Source organism: Mesotoga sp. H07pep.5.4 (assembly GCF_003664935.1).
Lineage (GTDB): Bacteria > Thermotogota > Thermotogae > Petrotogales > Kosmotogaceae > Mesotoga > Mesotoga prima.
Map to the genome: position 1 here is coordinate 169,503 of NZ_JFHM01000031.1, position 26,901 is coordinate 196,403.

Sequence of the window (26,901 nt, forward strand, 5' to 3'; positions counted from 1 at the left end):
CGACAAAGATACTACAAGTATTTTTTGTCGCTACCTTTTTTTGTGAACAAGTCCAATATGGTCTTCCGAAAAGCCGAGAATTAGTTCATATTGCCCTATTGGATTTTGAAATACTTGATCCAAGGTCTGCAATATCTAGAAGTCTCTTTGAACCCAAATCTCCTGTAAAAACCAACGGTGGAGTTCATGAAGGAGCGATCTATTCCAAATGATTTCATTCTTCGGAAGCCCTCCTTAAGCAACTCTGTTGCCAACCCAAGCTTTCTATATGAAATGTGAGTCCCTACGGGTTCGAAGTTTCCGTAGCCGTTTTTCAAGTCAAGCCAGATAGTGCAGAATGATGCGTATTCACCGTCCGGAGCAACTACGAAAAGGTCGAGTTCTTTTCTGTAATCAGGTGCCATCTGCATTTCTCTGAATGCATCGACCGGTGGCCAGCTCGAGGGTGGGCAGTAACCCGAGAAGGCCATAGCCTTTGCTCTTGATCTCTTGACTGGATCGTCTTCCTCGGCGACACTGAGAACTCTGAACCCTTCGGGAAAGGAAGGGGTTGCCATTGACTCGCCGATCTCATAAACCAAGTGGGGAATACATCTTTCCTGCCTTACATATCCTCTGCTCTTCGCAATCTTTTCAAGCTCGTCGCCGTCATTTACATAAAGCTTTACAAAACCAATTCCATTTGCTCTGTCTGCAAGATTCTCTTCGATGTAATCGACGATTTCAGGATAAAGATATTTGTAAGCGGGGTGTATCTGAATCCATGCTTCACCGGGCTCCTCGTTTTCTGAATGAGCAACAGCAACAATTCTGCCTTCTTCGTTTTCCCATATTCCGATTGAATCCTGCCAAAGAGGAAGATCGTCTCTATGATCTATGTGAGGTCTTGTAGGGACACTGAAATAGCTCGTAGAATAATATCTGTGAAGAGGTAGGACATGAAATCTGCAAAAATTCCATCTCTCAATCAGCCAGTTGAACGGACCCCCATGAAGAGGAAATGTTTCGATGATCAACTCTCTAATTTGCATATAGTCTCTCTCCGGCACGTACCTTCTGAGAGTCACAATCTTGCTCAACGTGATCCCTCCTTAAATTAAGAAAGAGTAGACATAATGACGGAATTATATCATCAGGAGTTTAGACACACTTGGTCTTCTTTTCATAATGTGCCCACACGAAAGTGACCGGGCTTCATCCCCGGCCACTCCTCTTAAGAAAAACACAAGTATGTGCTTTCAGTAAGACTCAATATTGAATTGCTCTTGGAAGTTTCTTTGCCTGTTCTATCCAATTGAGTATCTGCTTTTTCGTTGGAAGCTTTCGAACAAGCTTCTTTTCACCATTAACTTCAACGATCTTTTGGAAAAGGTTGTCACCGTTTCTCTTTGAAAGCTCGGGAACTGTATCAACTCCTGCAGCCTCAAGAAGCTCGGAGTATTCCCCCCCGATTCCTTTGATTCTCATAAGATCAGCGTGGTTTACCCAGGTAAGGATATTGTCCTCACTAATGTCCGCCTTCTTCGCCAGTTCGGTCCTTGCTTTCTTTGTCTCACAGGTCTTTAGCAAAGATTCGATTGAAGTAATTCCAGCTTCCTTCAGTTTTTTCTCGTAGACCGGTCCGATTCCTTCAACGATAGTAAGTTTTGCCATTCAAATTCCTCCCTTCTATTAGTGGTGTTTTCTGAATTCCTTGTTGCAAATTGTGGGATAGCCAAAAGTAACAGTCTAACTATTTCTTAAAGAACTTTCCAAAGAAACTACCGGCGTCATCGAGAAAACTGCCGTCCCTATCCTTGTCCAGCAAATCAGCCGCTTTTCCCATCATGCCGCTGTTACTGCTACTGGATGCAATATTGCTGAGAAACCCGGCAATTCCCGATGAATCAACATTACTTTTCGTCTTCTCATTTCCAAGTGCGGCCAATAGCAAAGGTGCAATCTGTGAAAGAATTCCTGAAACCTGGTTCTTCTTTAATCCGGTTTGAGTTGCAAGGTTCTTCTCAACTCTCTCTTCGTTTTCTGGAAAAATGTGGCTAAGAATCTTCTGACCTCCGCTTCGATCAGCATTTGAAAGGTATGACTTTACGTCATCGACATTCTCATCCTTATGTTGATCAAGCGCTCTGTTAAGCGATTCGGCTCCCTCTTGGGTAGAGGCGTTTCGCGTTAGCCCTTGCAGAAGCGTCGGCAGTCCGAGTTGAGTTACCTTCTGTACCTTATCTGGAGTAGTTCCAACAGATTTCGCGAGTTCTGAAGATGTATCTTCATCATTGAGTTTTTGTGAGATCAGATCGAATAAATTTATTGGTCTCCTCCTTTGAACATTCTGTAACATCTACTTCATTATACTTCTTAATCTCAAAAAGTAAGATCATAAGCGAGACTCAATCTAATGAGCGAAATATCTATCTTCATTTGCTGTTTCGTTTAAATCTTTTCGATCCGAAAGTTGCAATCATTTGTGAAGCGGTGGTTCAGGAAGAAAGAGATCGTATTCTGAACGCCCACCTGGCTTCGAATAATGTAAATCAGGAAAAACCGTAGAAGAAAATCGCACTCCGAACATAGTGGGCCTGTATTGAAGAAGAGTGTAAAAAGCAAATTTCAGGTGTGCCTTATTATTCGATTCCTTTTTGCAGGTCGTTCTGGAGCTATTACGTTCCAGAAAGTCTTTTGGTGATTTTAGCTTGTTCACTTATCACACATTGCAGACTGGCCTGATCGTTTCGATAGTTGCGTTTCTGAATATTGTATCTGACTGGAAAGGCTGGAAATCACACAAAGTCGGCGAAGTATTGCGAATCCTAAACGGTGGTTCCGTTCTCTGGGTAACCGTTACATGTGTATTTACCTCCTCCTATCCGGTTACATCACCCGAAGGGAGTGGCTCTAAATGCAAACACTCTCGTTCGCTGCGTTACTCCACTCGGTAGAATCATAAACTGGGTGCTAATTTAGGAGAGATGCTCCAATAAGTTTTTCTACCCCCTGTTGCAACTTCTTCAACCTTCTGGATACGCAGCCGTGCCCGTCGGTCGCAATTCATTAAGCGGTTTCTATCCATACTGGTTCTTGAATCCATCTGCAGAATACCATGCGAGGATTGGTTCATACACCAATCTAATGATCTTCATCCTGCCAGTGGGGACGATCTTTGTAGCATTTGATTTTGCGATTTTGATTCATTTTTCGCCGAGGAACAAGTTGATGTAAATCATTTACATTGGGCTAGAACATGAAATCACTTCCCCGTGAATATCAATCAGTACTTGCGCTACCTGATATAGAAAAAGAGGGGCTTCGCCCTCCTTCTCAAAACTGAACTCCAGCCTCAGCGATTGGCGAAGTTTCTTTGATGACCCTTGTCTTTGTCGGACGATTCATCCTCTTGAGATTGCCGTCTCTCAGACCATGCCAAAGCGTCTGCCCTTCGTTTGGAAACAACTCATTCACTCTGTCTCCATCTTCATCAACAAAACCCGATGCACTCTTTAAGAGATAGGCTGACCGTTTCTCTTTCCTCTGAACTGCTGCCCTACGGGCGTAGGTAAGAGTCGATGCCAAGAGAAGCTCAAGTTCGGGTGGAACAGTTTTCTTTATCCCTGTGCTCCCCCCTATTCAAATAGTGAATTATCTTTCAACCCAAACTCTGGAGGTCCCCTGGACTCCAGCTATGGCCATTAAGAAAGGAAATCTGCAACTTCAACTATCCAGATGCTTGTAAGGAGTCGACTCAAAGAGAAAGAAACTCTCATGGATTCAAACTCTTCTTGTAGATCAGCAGCTTTGCGGAAGATTTCCAACAACTTCTCTGATTTTTTCTTGTTCAAAGACAGCAACGATTCGCCTTTATCTTGCTCCGACCGTGCAGAGGGTTAGCTTCGTCTTATAATCATTTCGCCTTCAGGCATCCAAACGATCTTCTAGATCGTCTCTCGAGATTATCTTAGGAATTTGCCATATCGACAACTGCCTTCGCTCAGACTCACCAGGCTTTCAAGGTGAACAAGCAAGAAACTCAAGAAATTAAGGCATGGAGCACTGAAAGCTAAAACTGCGGAAATCCTGCTTAATTCATAAAAATCAGTTCAGCACGAAAGTCCAGATATCTTCCTAACGCCAGTGAAAAACCACCATTCACGTCGTTTTCTTGCATCTAAGAAAGAAAATTGCCTTCATTCGATCCAGATTCCCCCTCTTTCATCCGGATCAGGAGTATGCGGGTTTAATCAACCGAATAATCGGATGTATAATGTTAACGTTAACTGTTAACGTTAACAAGCAGAGGAGGATCGTTTGTGAAAAGGGCCACCTTGCGAGAAGTAGCAAAAAAAGCCGGGACATCCATGATGACAGTATCCAGAGTGATCAACTCCAAGGATTCGGTAAGCGATGAAACCAGAAATAGAGTCCTAAGAGCAATAAGTGAGCTGGGCTATGAGCCTCACAAAGACGCGAGAATTCTCAGGGGTGGAAAGACTGGCAGAATTGGGATAGTGGTCTCCGATATCAGGAACCCATTCTATTCACAGGTGGTTGGAGATCTCGAAGACCTTGCTGAAGAGAACAATATGGCCATTATTGTTTCAGACACAAGCAAGAAGCTTAATCAGGAGAGAAAGGCTATAAAGTCGCTTCTGGACATAAAGGTTGATGCAATTCTGGTGGCTCCTGAGGGGTATGAGAGCTCTCACTTAATTGATGTGATTAATTCGGGAACAGACATAGTTTCCTTCGGCGTTCATTTTGAAAACGACGAAATTTCGGAGGTTTCCATCGATGAAATCACAGGTGCGGCGAAGGCAGGAGCTTATCTCAAGAGTGTTGGAATTAAAGATGTTGTAATGATGATGGGGAATCCTCGCAAGTTTACTACAAGAGGAAGAATGGAAGGGTTTATGAGAGGTTTTGGACACGTGCCTGAAGACAGAGTGATATATTGTGAGGTTGATTGGAAGGCATCTTGCGCAACTGTTAGTGAAATGCAGAAGCTTCCTCAGGCTTTCTTTTGCTACAACGACATGATGGCTCTGGGAGTGATGAAGGCATTGGAAGAAAGGGGAATAGAACTAGGAAGTGAAGTTAAGGTTATTGGCTATGACGATGTTTATATGGCCGAAATTGCTGGCATAACAACTTTAAGAATTCCGATTCGTAGCATGGTGAAAGAAGCTTTCAAGACAATATTGGGAGACGAGGTAAGAAAAATGGTCTTTACACCGGAATTCATACGACGCAAGAGCGCGTAAACAGGAGGTGGCGAAAGTGAAAAGAGTTTTGTTGGTCATTCTGTTCGTTTCGGTGGCTCTGGTAGGCTTGGGGATTCAACAACTGGTTGTGAATTCCTATATGTCTGACCCGGAACCGAAGAGAGTTTTTGAGGAACTTGTACAACAGTTCGAATCAATGTACCCGGACTTTGAGGTAACCGTGAACACGTTTGCACATGAGGATTTCAAAGTGCTTCTCAGAACATGGCTTACTTCATCAAATCCGCCTGACGTTGTCACCTGGTTTGCTGGTGAAAGAATGAGATATTTTGCCAGCAAGGATCTTCTCGAACCAATTGATGATATCTTTGAGAATGGATTTGAAGCAGATTTCCCAAAGGCATTTGTTAGCGCTTCTAGTTACGAAGATCGTATTTATTTCCTGCCACAATCATGGTACTGGTGGGGTGTGTACTATAGAAAGTCCGTTTTCGAAGAACTGGGGATCACCGTACCCCTAACTTGGAAGCAATTTCAGGACGTCTGTGAGACATTGAAGGCAAATGACATGATCCCTATAACCATTGGGACAAAGTATCTATGGACTGCCACCGGGGGTCTTTGATTACCTGAACATGAGAGTTAACGGAATCGACTACGCTCTAAAGCTGACAAACGGAGAAATCCCATATACTGACGATGGGATGAAGGCGGTTTTCGAGTACTGGAAACAGCTTGTAGAAAACGGTTATTTCAATGAGGATGCAACGTCCTACACATGGCAGGAAGCTGCCACCTATCTCTTCACAGGAGAAGCAGGCATGTACCTGATGGGGCAGTTCATAAAGGATGTTGCTCCACCTGATGTGAAGGATGATCTTGACTTCTTCAGGTTCCCTATTATTGATGGTAATCTTGGTCTTTACGAAGACACACCAATCGACGGCTTCATGATGCCGGCAAACGCCAAGAACAAAGAGGCAGGCAAGACGTTCCTCAAATTCATCGCTTCGAAGGAAGCGCAAGAATACTTTGCCACGGAACTTGGAAGATTGGCTGCCAATAAGCATGTCCCCGCACCGGACGACCACGCCAAGAAAGGTTTGGAAATGATACTTTCATCTGACGGAGTGATGCAGTTCTACGATCGGGATACCGATCCAGAAATGGCTAATGCGGGAATGAACGGCTTTGTGGAATTCATGACCTTCCCTTCCAGACTCGATACGATTCTAAAGAATCTCGAAGCCGAACGAAACAGAATCTACAAATAAGGCTTTCTGTACAGGGTGGGTCGGCAGGACCCACCCTTCATTTGGAGGAAATAATGAGAAGCAAGAGATGGGTTCCATGGGCTTTCCTTGCCCTTCCTCTTACGATGTATTCTATATGGGTCATATATCCATTGATCAGTACGCTTCTTCTCAGCTTCACCAGCTGGGACGGGGTCTCGATGTCCAAAGATATTATCGGCCTGGACAACTTCAGAGAATTGTTCAGAGACCCATATTTCATTGTTTCCTTGATCAACAATATTAAGTGGCTGATTGGATTTGCGGTGGTATGCGTACCTGCGGGCCTGGGGATTGCTCTTCTTCTAGACCAGAACTTTCGGGGAAACAAGCTTTACAAGACACTTGTCTATCTTCCTATGACCCTTTCGTTCGTTGTCATTGGACAGATCTGGTCCTGGATTCTCGAGCCAAGAAGCGGCGTTTTGAACAGTTTTTTGGCGTTGCTGGGATTCAAAGGCGTTTCGTGGTTGAGCGACCCCTCCGTAGTAACCTACTCTCTGATAATGGCAGCGTCTTGGAGGCAGATTTCTTACGCTATGGTTCTTTTTCTTGCCGGGCTTAAGGGTGTTCCGAGGGAACTAGTTGAAGCTGCCACGGTTGATGGCGCTGGTCCTTGGAAGAGATTCTGGAACGTCGTGCTTCCGATGCTCAAGCCAGCGACCGTTGTGGCCGTTACGGTAAGCGTTATCGATTCTCTCAGGGCTTTCGATATTGTCTATGTTCTGACACGCGGCGGACCTTTCTACTCATCATCTGTGATGGCGAACTACATGTACATTAAGGCATTCAATAATTACAGGATGGGCTACGGATCATCAATTGCAACAATTCAGTTCTTGATTACTCTGGTATTCATTGTTGTATATATGCGGAATGTGTTGAAAAAGGAGGTCGGAAACGAATGAAGAAGACCCTTTTCTACATATTCGCCACCCTCCTGGTGCTAGTCTGGCTAATGCCTTTTGTCATAACGATGTTTACTTCAGTGAAGAGCATGGATGAACTCATGATGGGAAGAAGATGGTGGGAACCACCAAAAGAACTGAGATTCGAGAATTACGCAACTGCCTGGCAGGACGCCAATATGGGCAGATACTTTATGAATACATTTATAATTACAGTGCCTTCCGTTCTTGGCGCGCTGTTCCTTTCCAGTCTGGGCGCATTCGCATTGGCATGGTACGATTTCAGACTTTCCAAAACTATTTTGATGATTTTTGTGGGCGGCATGCTTATTCCGTTTCAGATGCTGTTGATACCGGTATATCGTATGTCGATCTCTTTCGGAATCTACGATAGCTATATCGGTGTTATTCTCTTTCATATTGCATTTCAGCTTGGTTTCTGCACTTTCTTTTTGAGGAACTTCATGAAGACAATTCCTGCAAGTATATTCGACGCTGCGATGATTGACGGAGCCGGTCACTTCTTGATATACAGAAGAATTGTTTTACCTCTCGTAGTACCTGCTATGGCAGCTTTGGGAATTCTCGAGTTCACATGGATATGGAACGACTATCTTTGGTCTCTAATACTGATACAAAGCGACAGATTCAAGCCTGTTACCTTAGGTCTTGTAAATCTTCAGGGTCAGTGGATTACGAGCTGGAATGTTATGGCTGCCGGGTCTATAATTGCAGCAGTCGTCCCTCTGGTAGTATTTCTTCTTTTCCAGAGGTACTTCATAGAAGGACTTACAGTTGGGAGTGTTAAGGGATGAATTGGTTTGGAGCGGCTTATTATCCGGAGCACTGGCCTCGTGAGCGTTGGAAAAAAGACGTAAGAACAATGGGAGAAATCGGGATCAACGTAGTACGGATAGGAGAATTCTCCTGGAGCGTAGTCGAGAGAAAACGAGGCGAAATTGATTTTTCCGTTCTCGATGGAGCGGTTGATCTTCTCGATTCAGAAGGAATAAAAGTGATTATGGGAACTCCTACCTGTACGCCTCCACCCTGGCTAACGAAAGAGTTCCCTGAGATACTTCAGAAGGATGTCAACGGACTCGTCATAGCAAGTGGCAGTAGAAGGCATTACTGTTTCAACTCGAAGATCTATCGTGAGGAGACATCAAGAATAGTCGAAGCTTTTGCCGATCACTTTGGCAACGATCCGAGGATAGTTGCATGGCAAATCGATAATGAATTTGGATGTCACAATTCTACAGTCTGCTTTTGCGAGGATTGTGCGGTTGCATTCAGAGTTTGGCTGAAGAAAAAGTATGGTTCAATCGATAAGCTTAACAAAGCTTGGGGAACGGTTTTTTGGAGTCAGATTTTCAATGACTGGGAAGAGATAGAACCGCCAAGAAGGACTCTTACTTCGCCAAACCCTTCCCTGGTACTAGATTATAAAAGATTTTCCTCTGATTCTGCGATAGACTATCATAATCTGCAGAGGGAGATCATCATGAGAAAGAGCGAAGCACCTATAACCCACAATCTTATGGTAAACTTTACGGAAATAGACTATAAAAAGCTTTCAGACTCTATCGACTTCGTATCATGGGACAACTACATTGTAGGGGATTACGATCCAGATCTTCAAGCTCTCAACCATGATCTGATGCGCTCCCTCAAGAAACAGCCCTTTCTCGTCATGGAACAACAGCCAGGAAGGGTTAACTGGCGCACTGTGAATCCTTCATACGAAAGCAGTCAGCTGTCATTTTGGGTAAAGCAGTCTTTTGCACACGGTGCATTCGGATCGCTGATCTTCAGATTCAGGCAACTGCCTTTTGGTTCAGAGCAATTTCATACTGGATTAATCGACTATGATGGTGAACCCACCGAACGTGCACAAGCTTTTTCAAAAGCTATAGAAGAATTAAAAGACTGGAGTGTTGTTTTTCCACAAAGAGAAGCGGCGATTTACATTGACTATGAGAATTTTTGGATAAATGATACGGACAATTTGAACAACAAATTCGATTTGTTACTAGACGGAATTTTGCCGGTCTATAAGTCAGTTAGAAGTCTTGGTTACAACGTGGATTTCGTTTTTCCCGGCGATTCATTGGAAGGGTATTTACTGGCTTTCGTTCCTTCAAGTTTCAAACTTGAACGATGCTTCGTCGAAGAGCTGAGGAGGTTTAAAGGGGATATTTTCTTCACGGCTCTTACGGATCAAAAAGATGGGCGCAATTTCATCAAGAAGACCGAAGAAAGTTTTATCACTGAACTAATGGGTCTTAGAGTCGTTGATGCAGGAGGAATTGAGACGAAAGTAGAGATATCTTTTACCGACCATGTTTTCAATGGCTCCTTTGTTGTAGAGAAAATTCTCCCGAGCGAAGATTGTGAGGTACTTGCCGTCTATCTAAATGGGCCTTTTACTAATCATCCTGCTCTAGTAAAGAGAGCGAACATGTATTACTTGAGCACAGTTCCTGAAATCGGGTCTTTCCAAACTCTTCTTATTGAAGCCGGAATAGAAAGAAAAGCAAGTGGGCCTGGAAGAGTTATTAAGGACGAATCTAACACGATTCTTCAAAATCCTTTTCCACATAGCATAACAATGGAAGTCGGTGGGAAGGACTACACTCTTAATGAGTACGAGGTCAGGAGACTCCAAACTGGCTTATCTAAGAACAATGGATGAGTTCCTTCATGTTTTGGAAAGTAAATTCGAGCGGCCCAAATCTGACATGGCCACTACAGGAAGAAGTGATACTTCTGAACCCAGCTTATTATTGAAGAACTGTTTCTCGCGAATTCTTGGTCTGCGTATACCCAAATCAGCACAGTATTTGCCTTTCATCCGACAATTGCGCGAAAAGCAAACCAGCATTTAAGATCGAAACACAGGATGATTCAGATAGAACCCCTTCTCATGGGTCCTATTCATCAATGACAGGGCAGCCAATTTTGACCGGCGTTTCTAGCAATTCTATTTCAGAAGCTGCGAAGTTTCCATCACATCTCTACCCCGGAATCCATTCCTCAGGATTCTAGATCTGTAACATCGAATATTGCGCCGTTGTGAGAGGCCAGCCGCCTGGGTTCTTCAACGCCGTTGAATCTTGAGAGTTGCTCCCGAGTGAAGACAAGCAGGCCTACCAAATATTTTCCCGAGTTCGGCGGTTCCATGTGGAGAGTCTGCGAGAATATCTCTAGTCAGTTCTCGTCCTGCACCATGGGGTTGACCCTGATGATAACCGTTTCTCCAAAGAGCAATCTCGATCACGTGGTAAACCTTCCCTTCTACTGCAACATACGCTTTTTCGCCGTCATGACTTTTCTATCTTCAAGCTCGTCAACTATTGTTCCACTATTGCTATCGGTTCAACGCCCGGAATTTCGCGAACACTTCGCGGAGAGCCTTTGCATTACTCGGATGTCAGCTCCCTCCCAGCGAGATGCATCCCGGCCTGGCGAGAGTCGTTCTGCCGCCTGTTTAGTCGGGAAAAGTCATAGACCTTTCCATCTACTGCAACGTAACTTTTCTTTTTATTCTTTTCCATCATAAGTCCGGAGTTCATCGAGAGCTACTACGGGTGGTCCGGCCGATTCTAGGCCAGCCGTCTTATTTTCCTTGTGTGGGGAAGTACTTTCAGCTCGCAAGTAAACGCCCGCACCGAAGAATAAAGAGCCATGTGGTTGCCGGTAGACCAAAGCCTCAACGGCTGTAAATCGAAAAATGAACCACGAATTGCAACATGAGCGGGATTGTTTGACTTGACGTTGAATCTCGATAGGGCTGTAGAAATGAATATTGGGCTGATCTCAGAAAATGTAGAAAGGTCAAGATCTTTGCGAAAAATATCCGTGGATCTCCCAAAAAACGATATTCCGGAAATCACAGCACCAGCAGTATCAACGCAAGAACAAATCTATCCTTCTCATATAAACCTCCTTCTCACCTTGACGGATCCGTAGATCGCTTCCGTAAACGAAATTCTCGCCTGAACCTCTCGGAAGTTTTCATGATTTTTGGAAGTTCTGCAGATTGAAGGAAATGGTGTTTGCAAAGGAAAGCGCATACAACCTGGATCAATCGATACTGCCTTACCTCAAAACTTACACAAAAAAACAGAGGGCCCTCGTGGGCCCTCTGGGTTGTTTATCAGTAGTAGATAAGTTCTAGAAGTAGATAAAACGCGTTTATAGTTTCGTATTGCTCGTCTATCTCCCAGTAGTAAAGGTCGAAGGTACCGTCTTCATAAACTTCAAATTGAGCATATACTTCGGCGGGAATCCCTCCTAGATCAAATGTTCCGTAGAATTCAACTATATTGAGATCGTCAGTTGAAACGAAAAAGTCCCAGTGTGGTTCGTAGAAGAAGCCATCGAATGCCTCGCCCAGGGTCATCCAGTTGTAGTAAACATCGAAATAGGAGTTTTTGACTTCGGTGATCTTGGAGTCCAGTATCGAAGCAAGCAGCGTGTCGATAGCTTCATCGTCCTGGGAGACATCGTCTATTCCCAGATACGCAATTTCGAAAGTGCGTTCATCCAAGTTCACAGTGAATTGGAAAACCGTTTCTATAGTTTCATCTTCCTCGTAAAGAAAGCCAATGTACTCAACGACATCCTGATTGTCGGCGGTAACGAAGTAATCCCAGCTCCCATCTGAGAAATAGGTGCTGAAAGACTCGCCGATTATCTTGTCGGGATAATCGTAAAAATAGCCTTCCTTAACTACTGAGATTGCGACGTCTGCCCGCTCAGGCAGGAAGATCTTTTCCAGGAACGCAAACTGATTACTGTTGTCCTGAGGAACACCGTTGATCTCCCAGTAATTCATTATGAAGGTTGAATCTTCCTCCTTGACTAAGAAGCGCATCTTCACTGTTGCCGCTTCACCATTTTCATCAAGATAATTGCCGCTGAACTCGACAATGTTTTCGGTTCCCTCTTTAGAATATTTCCACCTGGGCATTTCAAAGAACGCTTCAAATGATTCACCGATCAAATTGTCTGGAAAGTTATTGAAAGTTCCCTCTGTGACAATGCTTATGAACCTTGCACTGTCCTGAGGCAATAGCCGTTGCGCAAGAGCAATACTTGAAACCGACAATACCAATAACAACAGAATAGTCAACTTTTTCATGAAAACAACCTCCTTTAATCTCTCCCTTTTTTCACTTTGAATCTGTTTCGATCCAATCTTGTGTCAGTAAGAAATGCCGAACCTCTGGATCCTGTTGCCCGATTGCTCAAGCACAAACACTGAGCCATCATCACTGAAATAGAGGTCAATCGGTCTCGTAAACAAACCGCTCGCCGTTCCTGAACCTCCCCACTCGAAAAGGAAGCTGCCCTTCGGGTCAAGAACAACAACCATATTATTCATTTTATTTATGTAGTGAAGATTACCAGAGCTATCGATTGTTGACCCTCCGGGTTGCCCCCATTTTCCGCTATAACCGGAGCCCCATTCAGCAACAAAGTTTCCCTCGGGATCATACTTCTGAATTCTTCTCACTATATCGTCCGAGATGTATATGTATCCATTGTTGTCAACACTGAGACCAGATACTGTTGCAAGATTCCCGGGATTCATTGCATCAAACATCCCGACTTTTGCTCCCACAGTAAGTATAAGCGTTCCTTCATTGTCGAATACCTGAACTCTTTGATTGAAGGCATCACCAACATATATGCGGTCAGATTTGTCGACTGCAAGATACATCGGTCCATCAAACTGACCTGGTTCCGGTCCTTTGCTTCCCCACGATTTGACAAACTTGTTCTTGCTTGAAAACTTCTGTACTCTTCCATTCTGAGAATCTGCAACGTAGATGAAGCCCTTTGAATCCACCACTATATCGTGGGGAAAGAGAAACTCTCCGTTTTCGCTGCCATAGCTACCAAATGAGGTTTTGTGTTTACCGTTTTTGTCGAATACCTGAATTCTGTGGTTCAAAGTGTCAGCAACGTAGACTAAATCCTTTCCGTCAACGAAAATCCCTTGCGGATCGCTGAATTGACCATTCTTAGTTCCCTGAACTCCCCAAGACTTTTCGAAAACTACAGAAGAACCAAACGTTGGAACGGAAACAAGAAGTGCCAAAAGCAAAAGGACAAAATTCTTCAAAGACTTCACCCCTTCAAGCTTTTTATTTGCTTGTCTGATATTAACACTCGAAGTGCCAGAAATTTCTCGTTCTTATACAGTCGTTTTAGGAAATGTCCGTGGAGTGTGGCAGATTGCATCACAAGATTGATAGAGGAGCAAAACCAAGCAAAAAAGTGATGGAATGCTTTTAAGAGCAATTAAAGACTTAATTTGAGAATACAGGGCGTTGTCAGGGAGGCAGCAGTGCTCTAAACTATAGATGAGCCACAGTTCCCCTCATAAGCAATCTTTTGTGGTCAATTTTATGTTGTAGCGTTGAGTATAAAAACCCATTACAAACCAGATTGGATTGGAGGTGGCCCAATTGGCAAAGATGATCAAGAAGAACTATTTACTTGCTCCAGGCCCGACGCCGGTTCCTATCGACGTTCTGCTTGAGGGTGCAAAGGATACGATTCATCACAGAACTCCGCAGTTCAAGAAGATTTTTGAAAACGCGGTAAACGGGACGAAGGAGGTTTTCAGGACACAAAACGATCTCTTTATCCTTGCTTCTTCCGGTACGGGAGCGATGGAAATGGCCGTTGCAAACATAGTCAATCCCGGAGAGAAGTTAATAGTCTGTAGCGTTGGAAAGTTTGGCGAGAGATGGGTTGAACTTGCGAAGACTTTCGGTGCGGAGATAGTCTTGGTTGAAAGAGATTATGGAGACTTCTACACCCCGGAAATGGTTGAAAGAGCCCTGGATGAAAACCCCGATGCAGTTGCTGTTCTTACAACCCTTAGCGAAACATCTACTGGAACAGTAATGGATATCGAAGGCATAAGTAAAGTTGTGAAGAAAGCGGGCAAACTCATCGCAGTAGACGGCATTAGTGGTTTAGTTGCCGAACGTTTGCTTACCGATGACTGGGGGCTTGATATAGTTGTATCTGGCTCTCAGAAGGGTTTTATGCTACCTCCTGGACTGGCTTTCATATCGTTCAGTAAAGAGGCTATCGAAAAGTCCAAGAACGTTAGTTCTACCAGTTTTTACTTCAACCTGAAGAAATACTTGAAGGATCCTATTCCATGGACGCCAGCTGTCAACCTGATCTATCAGCAGAGTCTTGCCGTAAAAATGCTTCTCGAAGAAGGAATGGAAAACGTGTGGGCGAGACACGAACTAATGGGGAAGGCAACGAGAGAAGCCATAAAAGCCATGGGGTTGGAGCTTTTCTCCAAGAGGCCGGGAAATGTGCTTACTTCTGTCAAGGTGCCTGAAGGTGTCGACGGAGGCAAAATAGTCTCCATAATGAGAGACGAATATGGAGTAACGATAGCCGGTGGACAGGGTTCGATGAAAGGAAATATCTTCAGGATAGCCCACCTCGGGTATATGTCGGACTACGATGTCATTATTGCCCTGACATCTCTCGAGAAAGTCCTCAGAAGGCTAGGGTTCAAGGTGGAGTACGGAACCGGAGCAAGAGTTGCTATGGAGATTTTCGAGAAGGAGGGCGCTTGATGCTTAGACTACACGCTAACGATCCTCTCGACAAGGATGCAATGAAGATCCTTGAGGACAGCAAGCTGTTCGAGATAACTGCTGAGCATCTAGATAAAGATGAGATGCTTAAGAAGATGCCCGATATAGAGATCTTGGTCGTGAGAAGTGCAACGAAGGTAACCTCTGAGGTGATCGATGCCGGAAAGAAGCTAAAGTTGATTGCAAGGGCCGGAGTTGGACTGGACAATGTTGACGTTGAGGCTGCGAAAAGGCACAACATAATGGTTAGAAACACACCCGGAGCCAACGCCATCTCGGTGGCCGAACTCACTTTCGGTTTGCTTCTCAGCCTTGTAAGGCACATTCCAAGAGGTACGTACGGCATCAAGGAAGGAAAGTGGGAAAAGAAGGAACTGAAAGGTACAGAGATATTCGGCAAGACGATTGGTCTTATAGGATTTGGGGCAATAGGCCGAGAAGTCGCGAAGAGGGCTATTGCTTTTGGAATGAATGTCTGTGCTTACGATCCATTTGTGAAGGAAACCGAGATGGAAATTGAACTTGTTTCTTCACTGGATTCTCTATTCGATAAATCAGATGTCATCTCGCTCCACATTCCTTTAACAGCCGAAACGAAACACATTGTTGGTGAAAAAGAGATCTCAGCGATGAAAGACGGCGTTATCATCATTAACACAAGCCGAGGGGGAACGATAGATGAGCAGGCCCTATATAACGGGTTAGTTTCTGGAAAGGTTTCCGGAGCTGCCCTGGATGTTTTTGAAGTAGAGCCCCCCTCTGACGAACTTAGAAGGAAATTGATCGGGTTGGGTAATGTGATATGTGTTCCTCATGTTGGAGCAAGCACGACTGAAGGTCAGAAAAGGGTTGGCCTTGAAATGGCCAAGATTATCGTAGAAGAATGCAAGAGCATGATATAATTCACATGATTTTTCTGGTGGAGGTGTAAACGTTGAAGGTTTACGTGGACAAAGATACTTGTATTGGATGTGGAGTTTGCGAGGGAATCTGTCCCGAGGTTTTCAAAATGAATGATGATGGAAAGGCCGAGGTTATTGTTCCCGAGACGGAAGCGGCTTGTGCTCAGGATGCTGCAGACTCCTGTCCAGTTCAGGCAATAAAAGTAGAATAGTTTCCAATTCTTAACGTTCACATGTAGGGGCAGACAAATGATCTGCCCCTTTCTATAGTGGAACACAAAATTTGTCTATTTTTTCTGAGTGTTAAGTCTGATATAGTAGTAATTGCTTCGGAAAGATTTATTGTAAATATTTCCTATTTTGCGGTTCGCTTCAGGGTTATAGCATTATTCCGTGGAGGTCGTTGTGTCTAATTCTATTATAAGCACTTTGAAGAAGAAGGTCTCAAAGAAAACGTGGGACAACTGGTTCTCCACATTTGAGTTGAAGGCAGTCGAAGATGAAAGGGTCGTTTTCTCGGTCGCCAACCTGTTCATCAAGGACTGGCTTCAGACAAAATATGGAGCTGTCATTTCCGATTCTATAGCCGAGATTCTCGGCAGGCGAGTCTCTTTTGAAATTGTGTACAAGAACAAGGAGACTCCCTCTGTAGATTCGACCAGCGACCAGATATCCGGTTCTCTGTTGAAGAGAAAGCCTCTGATGATTTCAAATCTAAATCCAGAGTATACGTTCAGTAACTTCGTTGTGGGAAGTGAAAACAAAGCCCTCTATGAAGTGGCGCTGGACGTAACCCAGAATCCGGGGAAGTATAATCCCTTCTTTGTCTATGGGGGAGTGGGATTGGGAAAGACTCATCTTCTGCAGGCAATAGCTCAGGAGACCATGAGCAACTTTCCTGACAAGAAGGTTCTCTACATAACAAGCGAACAGTTCATGAACGACATGATTCAGTCGATAAAAGAGAACAACATTCAGAAGTTCAGAGATCATTACAGGAAGAAATCCGATATCCTTCTGATAGACGATATTCAGTTTCTAATAGGCAAGAAAGGTGTCCAGAATGAGTTTTTCCATTCCTTCAATGAACTTCACGATTCGGGGAAACAGTTGATAATCTGCTCCGACAGAAATCCCGAGGAGTTAGAGACATTCCACAGCAGGCTTAAGTCAAGGTTCCAGATGGGAATGCTGATGTCAATTCAAGAACCCCGCCCATCTACCAGGTTTCATATTGCCAAGCAGCTTGCTCAAAGGGAATCCGTATCTCTCCCGGATGATGTTGCCAAAGTTCTCGCGGACAACATCGATGGTAACCTCAGAAGATTGCGTGGAGCAATTATAAAACTGATTGTACACAGTAGTGTCTTTAGATCACAGATAGATCTATCTCTGGCAACCCAGATTCTCCAGTCTTTCACTGGCTCGATAAACGTTCCAGCATTCCAGAGACCGATTGACCAGATCTACTCCGCTATTGAGAAGACGATGAAGGTTACTAAGAAAGAAATCGAATCGGGGAGCAGGAGCAAGGACATTGTTCTTGCGAGGCAGTTAACTATGTACATTCTGAAGAATCATTTTGGTAAGCAAGTAACTGAAATAGCGCGTGAAACCGGGAAACAGCACTCAACGGTGATACACTCACTGAAGAAGATCGACAAGAGTGTAATGATGGGCAAGGGAGCAACAAAACTCCTGTACGACGATGTCATCGGGATAATAACTTCAAATTCGGCCGCAGTATGAAATTTCGTTATGCTGCCAGATCTCTTTCAACTTTTCTTGTCAAGCCAACTAATCCGGACAACCTTAATCTGAATATTTCTTTGTGGAAATTCCACCACTCTTTATCCAACAGATAGTAGATTCAGTGAAATTTACTTAGTCTGGAAGGTAAGAATGAAATATGCAGTTAGTTTCTTGCTATTCTTGGTATCTGCAGCTACGATCATCGGGACAATTTCCGACTCTCAGGCAAGCAGACTTCGAGAATCGATGAATGAGAAGTCAGGAGCATTTCCAAACATGGTTGATGGAGTCTTTGCCGTAAGTGAAGGATGTATAAGTCTGGAGGTGATAGATTCCAGTAGAGAATAATCGAAATACGAATACTCAAGAATCAATCGGATAGATATGACATAAGAGCTTAAGGAACTGCGGATAGAGTACTTGAAGCACAGAGTCCCGATGTTGATTTGGTTACTGGAGCTACAACCCCAAGCGAGTCTATCGTTGCGGCGGTCAAAAACGCACTAGATGAGGCTTCTTCATTTCCCAAATAATGGTGCATCTATCGTTACAGTTCTCGATGTATCCCACTAACAGTCCCAGAACAGAATGAGATTCAGCGGTGGAACCGTAATTGCCGAGAGCCTTCCTTTAAGTTTGAATCTTACATCTCTGCAGGTTCGAAAAGGCTCAGTATCGGATTGTTTCTTTCCCCACAAATCTGCCAATGATTATCTATTCCCGATAACAGAATACTTCCCTCTCCGATGTCGTAATACCTCTTTCCTTCGTAAGAATACTCGAGTGTAAAAGAGACCGTCATGGTTGCTTCCAGAGAATCTCTAAGGGTTTCTTCAGAGTGCAGTTCTATACTTATGTCTTCGTAGAGCTCGAAAAAGTCCGAGTAGAAAGAGGCAAGGCTGTGCTTCGGAAGAATTCTGCCGGAGGGATTACCCGGAGTAGCCACCCACACCTCTTCTGAGTAGAGTTCAATAATTCTGTCTTCCTTGGCTCTGTTTATTTCGCGCTCCAGTTTGGTTAGGACACTCTCCGGTCTGGCCAGCACATAGTTAATGCATCCGGAAGTAAGGATAGATAATGAAATCAGCGAAAGCAAAAGAAAGATGAAATTTCTTCTCGACAAAGCTTCACCCCCAGGTTAATCTTCTCCTCATATGATAGCAGATCGACAGGCCTAACTATCCTATGTTCTTGGAGAATCGTATGAATTAGAGATCTGTAAGATGAACTTGTGGAGAGTCGAACAAAATCATCACTCGGAAGTCTTACAGGTGGTAAGCTAGTCTAGCGGTTCTGTGAGGAGATTAGTCTATGAGAATGAACATTGCTTATCTTTTCCTGGTAATCTTGACTACTGTTGTTCTATCTGCAACCTTTCTGAACTTCAAAGACGACTACTCGAACATAAGAGTGCAGACGTCAGATGTAAGAAGGGGTGAGTCTTTTTCCATTTCAGTCCCCAAATCCACCTATGAAAGATCTACTCTTTCATATGTAAGGGGTGCAACACTAGAAAGTTTCTACAGCGATTCTGATCTCGTGACATATTCTTTCTGCGCTGATGACAAGAATGCGGTCATTGTTGTTGATTTCAAGGGCCTGTTCAGAGCCAGCAAAACCCTTTCCTTGGAGTTCAATGATTTCGTTGACAGTAATTCCGACGGTTTCCCTGATAAACTGGTGCTTGACTGTGAAGACGCCGAGAACTTCAGAGCATGGTTTGTGAACATTGCTGCCTACCAGGTTATTGAGTTCTCAAATAACTGGAAATCCGAAGAAAGAGATTGTAGCGGGCTGATCAGATTCGCCGCCAGAGAAGCTCTTAAGACGCACGACGAAGAGTGGTTTTCCGAGACAGCCGTAGACTATGATCTGTGGCGTGAGAAGACTGGAATTGATCTGCGAAAGATTCCGGACGTTAGAGAGTATAACTACCCAGATATCCCGATACTGAGAAACAGAATCTTCATAAGCAACGACGGAGCCTTCACTTACTTTGCCGATGCTTACAACCTGGTTCGTAGTAGTATGGTATTTAAGGGTAGGGATCTGGGAGCAGCAAGACCTGGCGACATAATTTTCTTCCATCATCCTTCGCCGTCAACCTTTCATTCAATGATCTTCACCGGTGATGGCCTCATATACCATACTGGACCCCTTTCCGAAACCGATTCCGGTGTCTTGAAACTCTGGAGTATGGATGATTACGTAAGAACTATGCCTTACCAATGGCAACCAATATATACTAACGAAAACTATCTAGGGGTATACGCTTTCAAGTTTCTGCCCCAGAAGTGATGGAGGGTGAACGCGATGAGAAAGGTATGTGTGCTTCTTCTAATTCTTCTTTTAGCAGGGTTAACAGCGATTGCGTTTGAGATTCAGCAATATGGATACGAGCTGAGCTCCTCTTTCGTGGAGTTCTATTCGCTTGATTATCTTCCAAGTGTCTACACCGATGACAAGGATTCTTTCATCGACATCAAGATCTACGATCTAGACGAGGAAGACCTTACTGGAGCGATAACAATTGGTGATGTAAGAGTTTCCGGAGATCCTCTATATGCTTTTAGGCAGACAGTTAAGGAGAAACAGAGAATCTACTTACCAAGAGAAGAACTCATGGGTCTAAGATTAATAGTTGTTTCGTCGCAGTCCGGTACCGCAAAGCTAATGACGAGTTTTCGCATGGTTGGAGCCCAGTTGCTCGCTCATGAAGACGGAGCGATGTTGAGGCTCTGGAAGAAAGATGATGGGAGCTTCCTGGATCACTTCTCGCTTTACAGACTCAGTGATGGGGAGCTGCTGGGGCAATCTGAAGAGGGAGTTTTCGTCTTCGATTACCTTCCTAAAACCGAAGAGGCAATACTTGTTCAGTCTTCCGAGGGATCGATTCTATGGAGGCCAGGGGAGTATGATTACTATTTCTCTTCCAGGCACATCTCTTTGACGTTTACAGACAGACCGGCTTACAAAGCTGGAGAGGTAGTTAACTTCAGATCCTTCATCAGAGAAGTGACTCCATCGGGTTATAAGATACCGGAAATAGATTTTGTCGAAATCGAGATAGTCGATCCTTTGAACAGAGGAGTTTACGCTCAAACTCTGGAGCCAGACGATCTGGGATCAGTTGTCGGTAGTTTCCGAACATACTCCGAAATAACCAGAGGATCTTACAGAATAATCGTTCGATGGGGTGAAAACGAGGATTACTACTACTTCCAGATTGCAGATTATAAGAAGCCTACTTTCTTTACACTGGCAGAACCCACAACCAGTGCCTTCAGAAAAGGAGAGCCTGTCACAATTGATGTCTCGTCGGAATACTACTTTGGAGATCCGGTCTCTCTTGGAAAGGTAGACTACACGATCTACAAAGGCACTCAATACATTGACAATGGCTCTGCAAGACTGGACGGTTCGGGAAAGACCGTAATAGGATACACAGGGGAGCTTGAAAGCGGAGCCTACTACGCGATAGTGACTGTGTCAGATGACACAGGTATGCAGTCACGGAGTGTGGTCGATTTCAAAATTGTACAGGGAAGTTTCGATTTCCTAGTGGATTATAGATTCACCGAAAATGAAGCTCTTGTAAGAATCGAAACCAGGTTGAATGACGATACTCCTGTCTCTAAGGAATTCGAGATAAAGGCCTGGTACGAGGAATCAGTAATTCTAATGGATAAAGGCGAACACGTTGAAAAGAATCTAAAAATAAACGTCTTCAAGGGTGAACTCTCAACCGATAGCGGCGGAAAGGCAGAGGTATCGATTGATCTTAGGCAAGTTCCTCCAGATACGGTAGTGTACTTTGAGATAAATGGTTCGCCTTCAGGGGAACCTGAAATCGTAAATACCTACTCAGTTTACACCGGAGGTTACTATGACTATTATGGGTCGATATTAATCGATTCGGTGAAATCTGCGGAGCCAGGGTCTAGTGCAGAAGTGGTCTTCTACACACCGTCACCGATGGATCTGTGGATCATTTCTGATTTTTCCGGCGAATTCAGTCAATTCCCATTCAGTTCGACTGAAGGGAAAAACACGGTCTATATAGAAGTACCGGAAGGGTATGCCTACGATAATTTCATGTTATTCATCGTCGGATACAGGGATTATCAGATTATCCAATCAAGCCTGATCGAAGTCCAAACGTCTTCAAGAGAGCTATCAATAGAGACTCTCACTCAGGAAAGGTACAGTCCTGGTGATACAGTGAATATGAAAATCCAGGTTACCGATTCCGAAGGCAAACCAGCCGAAGTTGGGCTTACCGTTTCCGTTGTATCCCAGGCAATGCTATCCATATTTGAAGGGGACTACGATCAGTGGAAGGGATCGTTAGGCAGTCCTTTCAACAGAGGGTTTAACACAATCAGCATCAATGATCTCTACTATTCCGCCTACCCATCTATCGCAAAACTCGGAGATTTGCTTGAATCACAACCGCCGGCCGCAGAGTCCAAAGTTACGGGAGGTGCTCCGCTCGGCATGGGCGATCTAGGTGGAGATGAGAAGAGCCTTACCTCTGATGTAAGGGCAAGAAAGCTATTCAGTGATAGCGCCTTCTGGTCTACCGGAACTTTCACAGATGAGAACGGTCAGGCTGAACTGTCTTTTGTAGTGCCTGAAGATCTAGATACCTGGACAGTAAGGACTTTATCTTCCAGTGCGAACGGTGATTTTAGCTACAGTAAATCGAGTTTCGAGACATGGAAACCAATGACCGTCAGCAGTTTTCTTCCAGAGTTTCTTATTGCTGGAGACACCGTTAACCTTGTCTTCTCTGTTAAGAATAACCTTGATTCAACCCTACCTGTAATCACCGGCTTCTATCTCGGCGAAGAAGTAATAGAGGAAAAGGGTTCTTCAATAAAAGCATTTGAGAGCCGTTCATTCAGCTACGAGGTCAATGTACAGGATCTCTTGTCCTCTGAGAAAGATCAGAAGCTCAAAGTGAAGTTTGTCGTCAAGGGAAGCCACGGCTCAGACGGAGTCGAATACGAGATTCCCATAAAGCCCAGGTTTTCTTACTCTCGATTCGGTTCCCTTGATTTCCTTGAAGGAAACAAGACTCTCGAATTCTCAGAAAACTCTGCAGGAACGATTACGATTTCTTCCACAATTGATCCTATTCTTCTGGAGGCGGTCAGGTATTTGGTAGATTACCCTTACGGGTGTGTCGAGCAAACGATGAGCAGACTGCTTCCCGCACTAGCAGCTTCTCAGCTATTGGAAGAAGCGGATACTGCTTTCATCAACAAGGTCTCAAGAGTGGTAAGTGAAGGACTTGAGAGGTTATATGGGTACCAGCATTACGATGGAGGCTGGGGCTGGTGGAAGGACGATAACTCCACGCCATTCATGACCGCGTATGTGATGTTGGGTTTGTATCTCGCTACAGAGAACGGTTATGTTATCAATAAAGATGTGGTATCTATGGGCTATTCTGAGATGAAAACTCTCTACAAAGAAGATCCAGATCCCTTCCTTCAATACGTGATAGTTCTCTTCAGCAGAAAACTGAGGGATCCCGTAGGTTCTGTCGTCGATTTCAAAGGTGACGTTCCTTCGATAATTCTGACTTCGCTGGCCTACGAAGCGTTGAACATGGACGACAAGGCTGAAGATCTAATTGAAGAAGCGATGGAATACGTAGATCTGGATGCAGACGACGTGATTTCCGGGACCAGTTTTGATTATTTCTTCGACGATATAGTTACTTTGTCTCTGCTTCTGAAGGCTTCGGTAGATCTGGAGATGCCTTCGGAGGACATCTTTGAGATTTCGAAGAGACTTCTGAGGATGGGTAACGGAAGCTACTGGTATAGAACATCGTCAACGGCGCTGGCAATTCTGTCTCTGTCTTCCGTGAGTAGCTCGCTTTCGGAAAACGCCCAAGTGGAAGTTTCATTGATCGGCGGAGAAGTTCTTTACAGCGGTGGGCTTTCTGAATCAATTACAATCCCATTTTGCGAAGAGAACGTAATTGTCGAAAGCTCAGAAATGGTAGCTGTCTCAGTAAATGGTGAGAAAGCAGTGGCAGCTGAGGAGATAGAACCTGAAAACTCGGGTTTGATCGTCAAAAGAGTTCTGAGAAGGAAGCTCGCCGTTCCCATGGATGACACTCATGTCCTTACAACACCGCAGATTGATTCACCATACGTTGTTTCGTCCATTAAGACCCTATCACCGGATGAAGTTGGTTCTCTCGAGATAAATGTATCGAAGACGGTTGAAAACATGCAGATTTCAATCAAAGACGGAGAGCTGCTTCTTGGAGAATACGGATTGGGTCTTAAGGTGTATGAAGGCGATGTTCTGGGAATCAGCAACGGCGAGATAATTATCAGAGCCTTTGAAGAGAGCTACTATGATGAACCGACAGTCGAGATCTATTCAGTTAGACTCGGTACCCCAGGTTCTCTTACCGCTGGTGAAACAATAGTCTCTGAGGTTCACATTAAGATTCCGGAAGACGTTCCGTACGTGGTTGTCGAAGATATGCTGCCGGCAACCGGAATATCCGTTGAGGAGAATCTGGAAGCAGACGTGCTCGGGTACACGAAGTTCTATTACTTCGACTACTACTGGTGGGGCTACACATTCAAAGACGCAAGATACGACCGAATTGCCTTCTTCTTTAGGGAAGGAGGAGAGTTTGTTACCAAAAACAGCTGGAGGATACTCACCAGTGGTGAATTCATAATTCCACCGGTTCAGGCATGGGCAATGTACGATTCGGATTACCGGGCAAATACCGAATCTATAGTGCTGGTTATCGAATGAAATCTCTGGCATTGGTGGCATTTCTATTTTTTGGAATGACAGTTTTTTGCTTCACAAGCACATTCGTTTCATGGGAAATGCCGGAACTTGAAGAATATAAAGGTCTTCTTGAAAGGCTCGTAGGCAAACCCGTCACGGGAACTTACCGCTTAATAATCGCTTCATCGACCGGAGAGTTCATGGAACTCTCCGGCCTAGGCTATTGGTTCATTGCAGCTGCAGAAGATAGCACGATCTTTGTTCAGCCTCTGAGTTTGGTCCCGAATTTGACGCAAACGGTGGCTCACGAAATGTGCCATCTCTTTCTCAGGCAGTATCGATTGCCCTACTGGTTAGAAGAAGGAATAGTGTGTTGCGTAACGGGGGAATGGATTGGTCGAAAAGAGCTGATACTCGACCGGGTGGAAAGCCTGGATTATTCAGGGATGGATTTCATGACTTACAGATCTTACAGCTTCAGCTGCTGGGTAGAAGTCTCGAAAATTCTAAGAGAAAGAACGTTCGGAGAACTGGTTGTTGCACTTGGAGAAGGGGTTGATGAGCAAGTTGAATGAACGGGAGATAATAGAATGGGATCTGACAAGGCTTTACGCTTTGCTTGATGACGAGACTATTTTTGAAGACATCAAGACCGTCCTAAGAGAAAAGGATGAACTCGTTAGAGATTACAGGGGAAGGATTTCAGGTGAAAATATTAGTGCTCATGAACTGAGGGGGTTGCTTGAGAAATCGGAGTCTCTTCTGAATCGTGCAGGCAAGCTGTCGATGTTCGCCTATCTAAATCATTCTGTTTTAACAGCAGATTCAGCGACTCAAAAACTAGTTCGGAGAATAGACGATCTAGAGGCAGCGCTTGAAAGTGGACTGATGTTTATTAAGCTTGAACTGGCGCGAGTTTCAGACGACTTCTTTTCAGAGTTGAATGAATGTGATGAGTTGAAGAACTACAGACATTACTTCGATCTTGTTCGAGCGTTGAGAGACCATCAGTTATCGGAACCCGAGGAAGACATAATAGTAAGGAAAGACATTACGGGGAAAATGGCTATGCTGAATCTCTTTGACGAGTTTACCTCGACTTTCGAATACAGAATCTTTATTGATGGAGAAGAGAAGGTCCTTACCGAAAGCGAAGTCGAGAATCTAAGAAGCCATGGAGATGAAGGGATAAGGAAAAAGGCATTTGAAAGCCTCTTCAGAAAAACAGAGGAAAATAGTGTTATTCTGACGAACATCTACAACTCCCTCGCCAAGGACTGGGATCTTGACGCAAGCAAAAGGCACTTCTCCTCTCCAATTTCAATGAGGAACATTGAAAACGAGGTTTCAGATGAGTCCGTTGAGAATCTTATAGACGCGACTACGCAAGGTTATTCTATCGTGCAGGATTACTACCGTTTGAAGGCCCGTGTCATGAACAAGGAAATCCTTCTTCACAGCGACATCTACGCACCGCTCGCAGATTCGAGAGATATATTCAGCTGGCAGGAAGCGAAAAATATGATACTTGAAGTAATGGGGAATTTTGATTCCCAAAGTGGACGAATTATTTCCGGTTTTTTCGATGGTGAATACATTCATGGATCGATAATTCCTGGAAAACGTAGTGGCGCATTTTGTTATTACGCCTCACCTGAAGTCCACCCCTATGTCCTTGTGAATTTTGGTGGAAAAACTAGCGATGTTTTGACGTTGGCACATGAGCTTGGTCACGGCTTGCATGGCGTGCTTTCTTCAAAACAGACTCATCTTAACTACGAGACGCCTCTCACCATGGCTGAAACCGCTTCGATTTTTTCGGAGATGCTTATGACTGATTTTCTTCTGGACAATATTAGTGGAAAGGCGGAAAAACTTTCGCTTATCTCAAAAAGAATGGAAGAGATACTGGCCTCGACGGCGAGACAAAATATGTTCACAAGATTTGAGATGGCTGCCCACAGTATTATCTCTAGGGAGTTTCTTTCGTTCAAAGAGCTGTCTGATCTGTACTTTGAAGAACTAAAGCTGATGTTTGCAGACACTATAGTATTTTTTCCTGAAAGTAAATTCGAATGGGCTCGCATACCACATATCTTTCACACACCTTTTTATTGTTATGCCTACAACTTCGCTCAGTTGCTGGTTATCTCACTTTACAGGATGTACCTTGAGGACGGGGATGTGTTCAAGCGAAGGTATATACGACTGCTGGAGAGCGGTAGTTCAGACTCACCGGAGATTCTGCTGAAATCAGTTGGAATAGATATTTCCGAGCCTTACTTTTGGGAAAATGGACTTCACTTCATCCAGGAGAATTTTCTGGAAAGATTGCGGGACATAATCGATTCCTGATAGTATATGTAGGTTATAATTTCTGTGTTCTGATGGATAGAATTTTCCTTTTTGCGTCTCTT

20 protein-coding genes and 2 pseudogenes are annotated in these 26,901 nt (G+C 44.2%); 15 read left to right on the forward strand and 7 right to left on the reverse strand.

Features of this window, described 5'->3' with window-relative positions; genetic code table 11:
* Positions 1–95: 95 nt before the first annotated feature.
* From Y696_RS13305 to Y696_RS13325, 4 genes are all read right to left on the reverse strand, one after another.
* Positions 96–1,079, reverse strand: a complete 984-nt coding sequence (locus tag Y696_RS13305; RefSeq protein ID WP_006487368.1) for a GNAT family N-acetyltransferase — start codon at positions 1,077–1,079, stop codon at positions 96–98.
* 169 nt (positions 1,080–1,248) lie between these two features.
* Entirely contained in the window at positions 1,249–1,653 is a 405-nt protein-coding gene (locus tag Y696_RS13310) for a DUF4332 domain-containing protein (protein WP_006487370.1), read from the reverse strand.
* A 79-nt stretch (positions 1,654–1,732) separates the two neighbouring features.
* Complete coding sequence (locus Y696_RS13315; protein WP_006487372.1) at positions 1,733–2,338, reverse strand: DUF937 domain-containing protein; 606 nt, start codon at positions 2,336–2,338, stop codon at positions 1,733–1,735.
* 977 nt (positions 2,339–3,315) lie between these two features.
* Positions 3,316–3,567: a hypothetical protein gene (locus Y696_RS13325; protein ID WP_121510760.1), complete on the reverse strand. Its 252-nt coding sequence runs from the start codon at positions 3,565–3,567 to the stop codon at positions 3,316–3,318.
* A 734-nt stretch (positions 3,568–4,301) separates the two neighbouring features.
* On the opposite strand from Y696_RS13325, the gene Y696_RS13330 reads away from it, so the two are divergent.
* The 5 genes and pseudogenes from Y696_RS13330 (at position 4,302) to Y696_RS13350 (ending at position 10,108) form a co-directional block, all read left to right on the forward strand.
* On the forward strand, positions 4,302–5,252 hold the full coding sequence (locus Y696_RS13330) for a LacI family DNA-binding transcriptional regulator (RefSeq protein WP_121510761.1): 951 nt from the start codon (positions 4,302–4,304) through the stop codon (positions 5,250–5,252).
* Between the two features lie 16 nt (positions 5,253–5,268).
* Positions 5,269–6,487, forward strand: a pseudogene (locus Y696_RS14545) (ABC transporter substrate-binding protein).
* 53 nt (positions 6,488–6,540) lie between these two features.
* Complete coding sequence (locus Y696_RS13340; RefSeq protein WP_006487391.1) at positions 6,541–7,413, forward strand: carbohydrate ABC transporter permease; 873 nt, start codon at positions 6,541–6,543, stop codon at positions 7,411–7,413.
* The gene (locus Y696_RS13345) at positions 7,410–8,228 is read left to right on the forward strand and encodes a carbohydrate ABC transporter permease (RefSeq protein WP_006487393.1); all 819 of its coding nucleotides are present in this window, start codon (positions 7,410–7,412) and stop codon (positions 8,226–8,228) included. Before Y696_RS13340 ends, Y696_RS13345 begins: the two co-directional genes overlap by 4 nt.
* Complete coding sequence (locus Y696_RS13350; protein ID WP_121510762.1) at positions 8,225–10,108, forward strand: beta-galactosidase; 1,884 nt, start codon at positions 8,225–8,227, stop codon at positions 10,106–10,108. Before Y696_RS13345 ends, Y696_RS13350 begins: the two co-directional genes overlap by 4 nt.
* Before the next feature lie 1,464 nt (positions 10,109–11,572).
* On the opposite strand, the gene Y696_RS13365 is transcribed toward Y696_RS13350, so the two are convergent.
* Together Y696_RS13365 and Y696_RS13370 are read right to left on the reverse strand one after the other, a co-directional pair.
* Positions 11,573–12,559, reverse strand: a complete 987-nt coding sequence (locus Y696_RS13365) for a hypothetical protein (RefSeq protein WP_121510764.1) — start codon at positions 12,557–12,559, stop codon at positions 11,573–11,575.
* Between the two features lie 63 nt (positions 12,560–12,622).
* A complete protein-coding gene (locus Y696_RS13370) occupies positions 12,623–13,546 on the reverse strand; it encodes an NHL repeat-containing protein (protein ID WP_006487403.1) in 924 nt (307 codons plus the stop codon).
* Between the two features lie 346 nt (positions 13,547–13,892).
* Between Y696_RS13370 and Y696_RS13375 the strand changes: the two genes are divergently transcribed.
* From Y696_RS13375 to Y696_RS14550, 6 genes and pseudogenes are all read left to right on the forward strand, one after another.
* Positions 13,893–15,035, forward strand: a complete 1,143-nt coding sequence (locus Y696_RS13375) for an alanine--glyoxylate aminotransferase family protein (RefSeq protein WP_006487407.1) — start codon at positions 13,893–13,895, stop codon at positions 15,033–15,035.
* A complete protein-coding gene (locus Y696_RS13380) occupies positions 15,035–15,958 on the forward strand; it encodes a hydroxyacid dehydrogenase (RefSeq protein ID WP_121510765.1) in 924 nt (307 codons plus the stop codon). Before Y696_RS13375 ends, Y696_RS13380 begins: the two co-directional genes overlap by 1 nt.
* Before the next feature lie 32 nt (positions 15,959–15,990).
* Positions 15,991–16,170: a ferredoxin gene (locus Y696_RS13385; RefSeq protein WP_006487411.1), complete on the forward strand. Its 180-nt coding sequence runs from the start codon at positions 15,991–15,993 to the stop codon at positions 16,168–16,170.
* A gap of 193 nt (positions 16,171–16,363) precedes the next feature.
* Positions 16,364–17,707, forward strand: coding sequence for a chromosomal replication initiator protein DnaA (dnaA, locus tag Y696_RS13390; protein ID WP_006487417.1), 1,344 nt, complete (start codon positions 16,364–16,366; stop codon positions 17,705–17,707).
* A gap of 153 nt (positions 17,708–17,860) precedes the next feature.
* A complete protein-coding gene (locus Y696_RS13395) occupies positions 17,861–18,058 on the forward strand; it encodes a hypothetical protein (protein WP_006487419.1) in 198 nt (65 codons plus the stop codon).
* 80 nt (positions 18,059–18,138) lie between these two features.
* Positions 18,139–18,243, forward strand: a pseudogene (locus Y696_RS14550) (FMN-binding protein); the annotation flags it as partial.
* A 110-nt stretch (positions 18,244–18,353) separates the two neighbouring features.
* Here Y696_RS14550 and Y696_RS13405 read toward each other — a convergent pair.
* On the reverse strand, positions 18,354–18,833 hold the full coding sequence (locus Y696_RS13405) for a hypothetical protein (RefSeq protein WP_006487421.1): 480 nt from the start codon (positions 18,831–18,833) through the stop codon (positions 18,354–18,356).
* A gap of 188 nt (positions 18,834–19,021) precedes the next feature.
* Between Y696_RS13405 and Y696_RS13410 the strand changes: the two genes are divergently transcribed.
* The 4 genes from Y696_RS13410 to Y696_RS13425 are packed head-to-tail and all read left to right on the forward strand — an operon-like array spanning position 19,022 to position 26,839.
* Positions 19,022–20,008, forward strand: a complete 987-nt coding sequence (locus Y696_RS13410) for a DUF1175 domain-containing protein (RefSeq protein ID WP_006487423.1) — start codon at positions 19,022–19,024, stop codon at positions 20,006–20,008.
* A 15-nt stretch (positions 20,009–20,023) separates the two neighbouring features.
* Positions 20,024–24,505 (forward strand): MG2 domain-containing protein, encoded by a 4,482-nt coding sequence (locus Y696_RS13415; protein WP_121510767.1) that lies wholly within the window; start codon positions 20,024–20,026, stop codon positions 24,503–24,505.
* Complete coding sequence (locus Y696_RS13420) at positions 24,502–25,059, forward strand: hypothetical protein (RefSeq protein WP_006487428.1); 558 nt, start codon at positions 24,502–24,504, stop codon at positions 25,057–25,059. Before Y696_RS13415 ends, Y696_RS13420 begins: the two co-directional genes overlap by 4 nt.
* A complete protein-coding gene (locus Y696_RS13425; RefSeq protein WP_121510768.1) occupies positions 25,043–26,839 on the forward strand; it encodes a M3 family oligoendopeptidase in 1,797 nt (598 codons plus the stop codon). Before Y696_RS13420 ends, Y696_RS13425 begins: the two co-directional genes overlap by 17 nt.
* Positions 26,840–26,901: the final 62 nt, after the last annotated feature.

Coding starts and splice junctions, on each gene's coding strand:
- Y696_RS13310 (WP_006487370.1), bottom strand. CDS start 1,653: ATGGCAAAACTTACTATCGTTGAAGGAATCGGACCGGTCTACGAGAAA.
- Y696_RS13315 (WP_006487372.1), bottom strand. CDS start 2,338: ATGTTACAGAATGTTCAAAGGAGGAGACCAATAAATTTATTCGATCTG.
- Y696_RS13340 (WP_006487391.1), top strand. CDS start 6,541: ATGAGAAGCAAGAGATGGGTTCCATGGGCTTTCCTTGCCCTTCCTCTT.
- Y696_RS13345 (WP_006487393.1), top strand. CDS start 7,410: ATGAAGAAGACCCTTTTCTACATATTCGCCACCCTCCTGGTGCTAGTC.
- Y696_RS13350 (WP_121510762.1), top strand. CDS start 8,225: ATGAATTGGTTTGGAGCGGCTTATTATCCGGAGCACTGGCCTCGTGAG.
- Y696_RS13365 (WP_121510764.1), bottom strand. CDS start 12,559: ATGAAAAAGTTGACTATTCTGTTGTTATTGGTATTGTCGGTTTCAAGT.
- Y696_RS13380 (WP_121510765.1), top strand. CDS start 15,035: ATGCTTAGACTACACGCTAACGATCCTCTCGACAAGGATGCAATGAAG.
- Y696_RS13395 (WP_006487419.1), top strand. CDS start 17,861: ATGAAATATGCAGTTAGTTTCTTGCTATTCTTGGTATCTGCAGCTACG.
- Y696_RS13410 (WP_006487423.1), top strand. CDS start 19,022: ATGAGAATGAACATTGCTTATCTTTTCCTGGTAATCTTGACTACTGTT.
- Y696_RS13415 (WP_121510767.1), top strand. CDS start 20,024: ATGAGAAAGGTATGTGTGCTTCTTCTAATTCTTCTTTTAGCAGGGTTA.
- Y696_RS13420 (WP_006487428.1), top strand. CDS start 24,502: ATGAAATCTCTGGCATTGGTGGCATTTCTATTTTTTGGAATGACAGTT.
- Y696_RS13425 (WP_121510768.1), top strand. CDS start 25,043: ATGAGCAAGTTGAATGAACGGGAGATAATAGAATGGGATCTGACAAGG.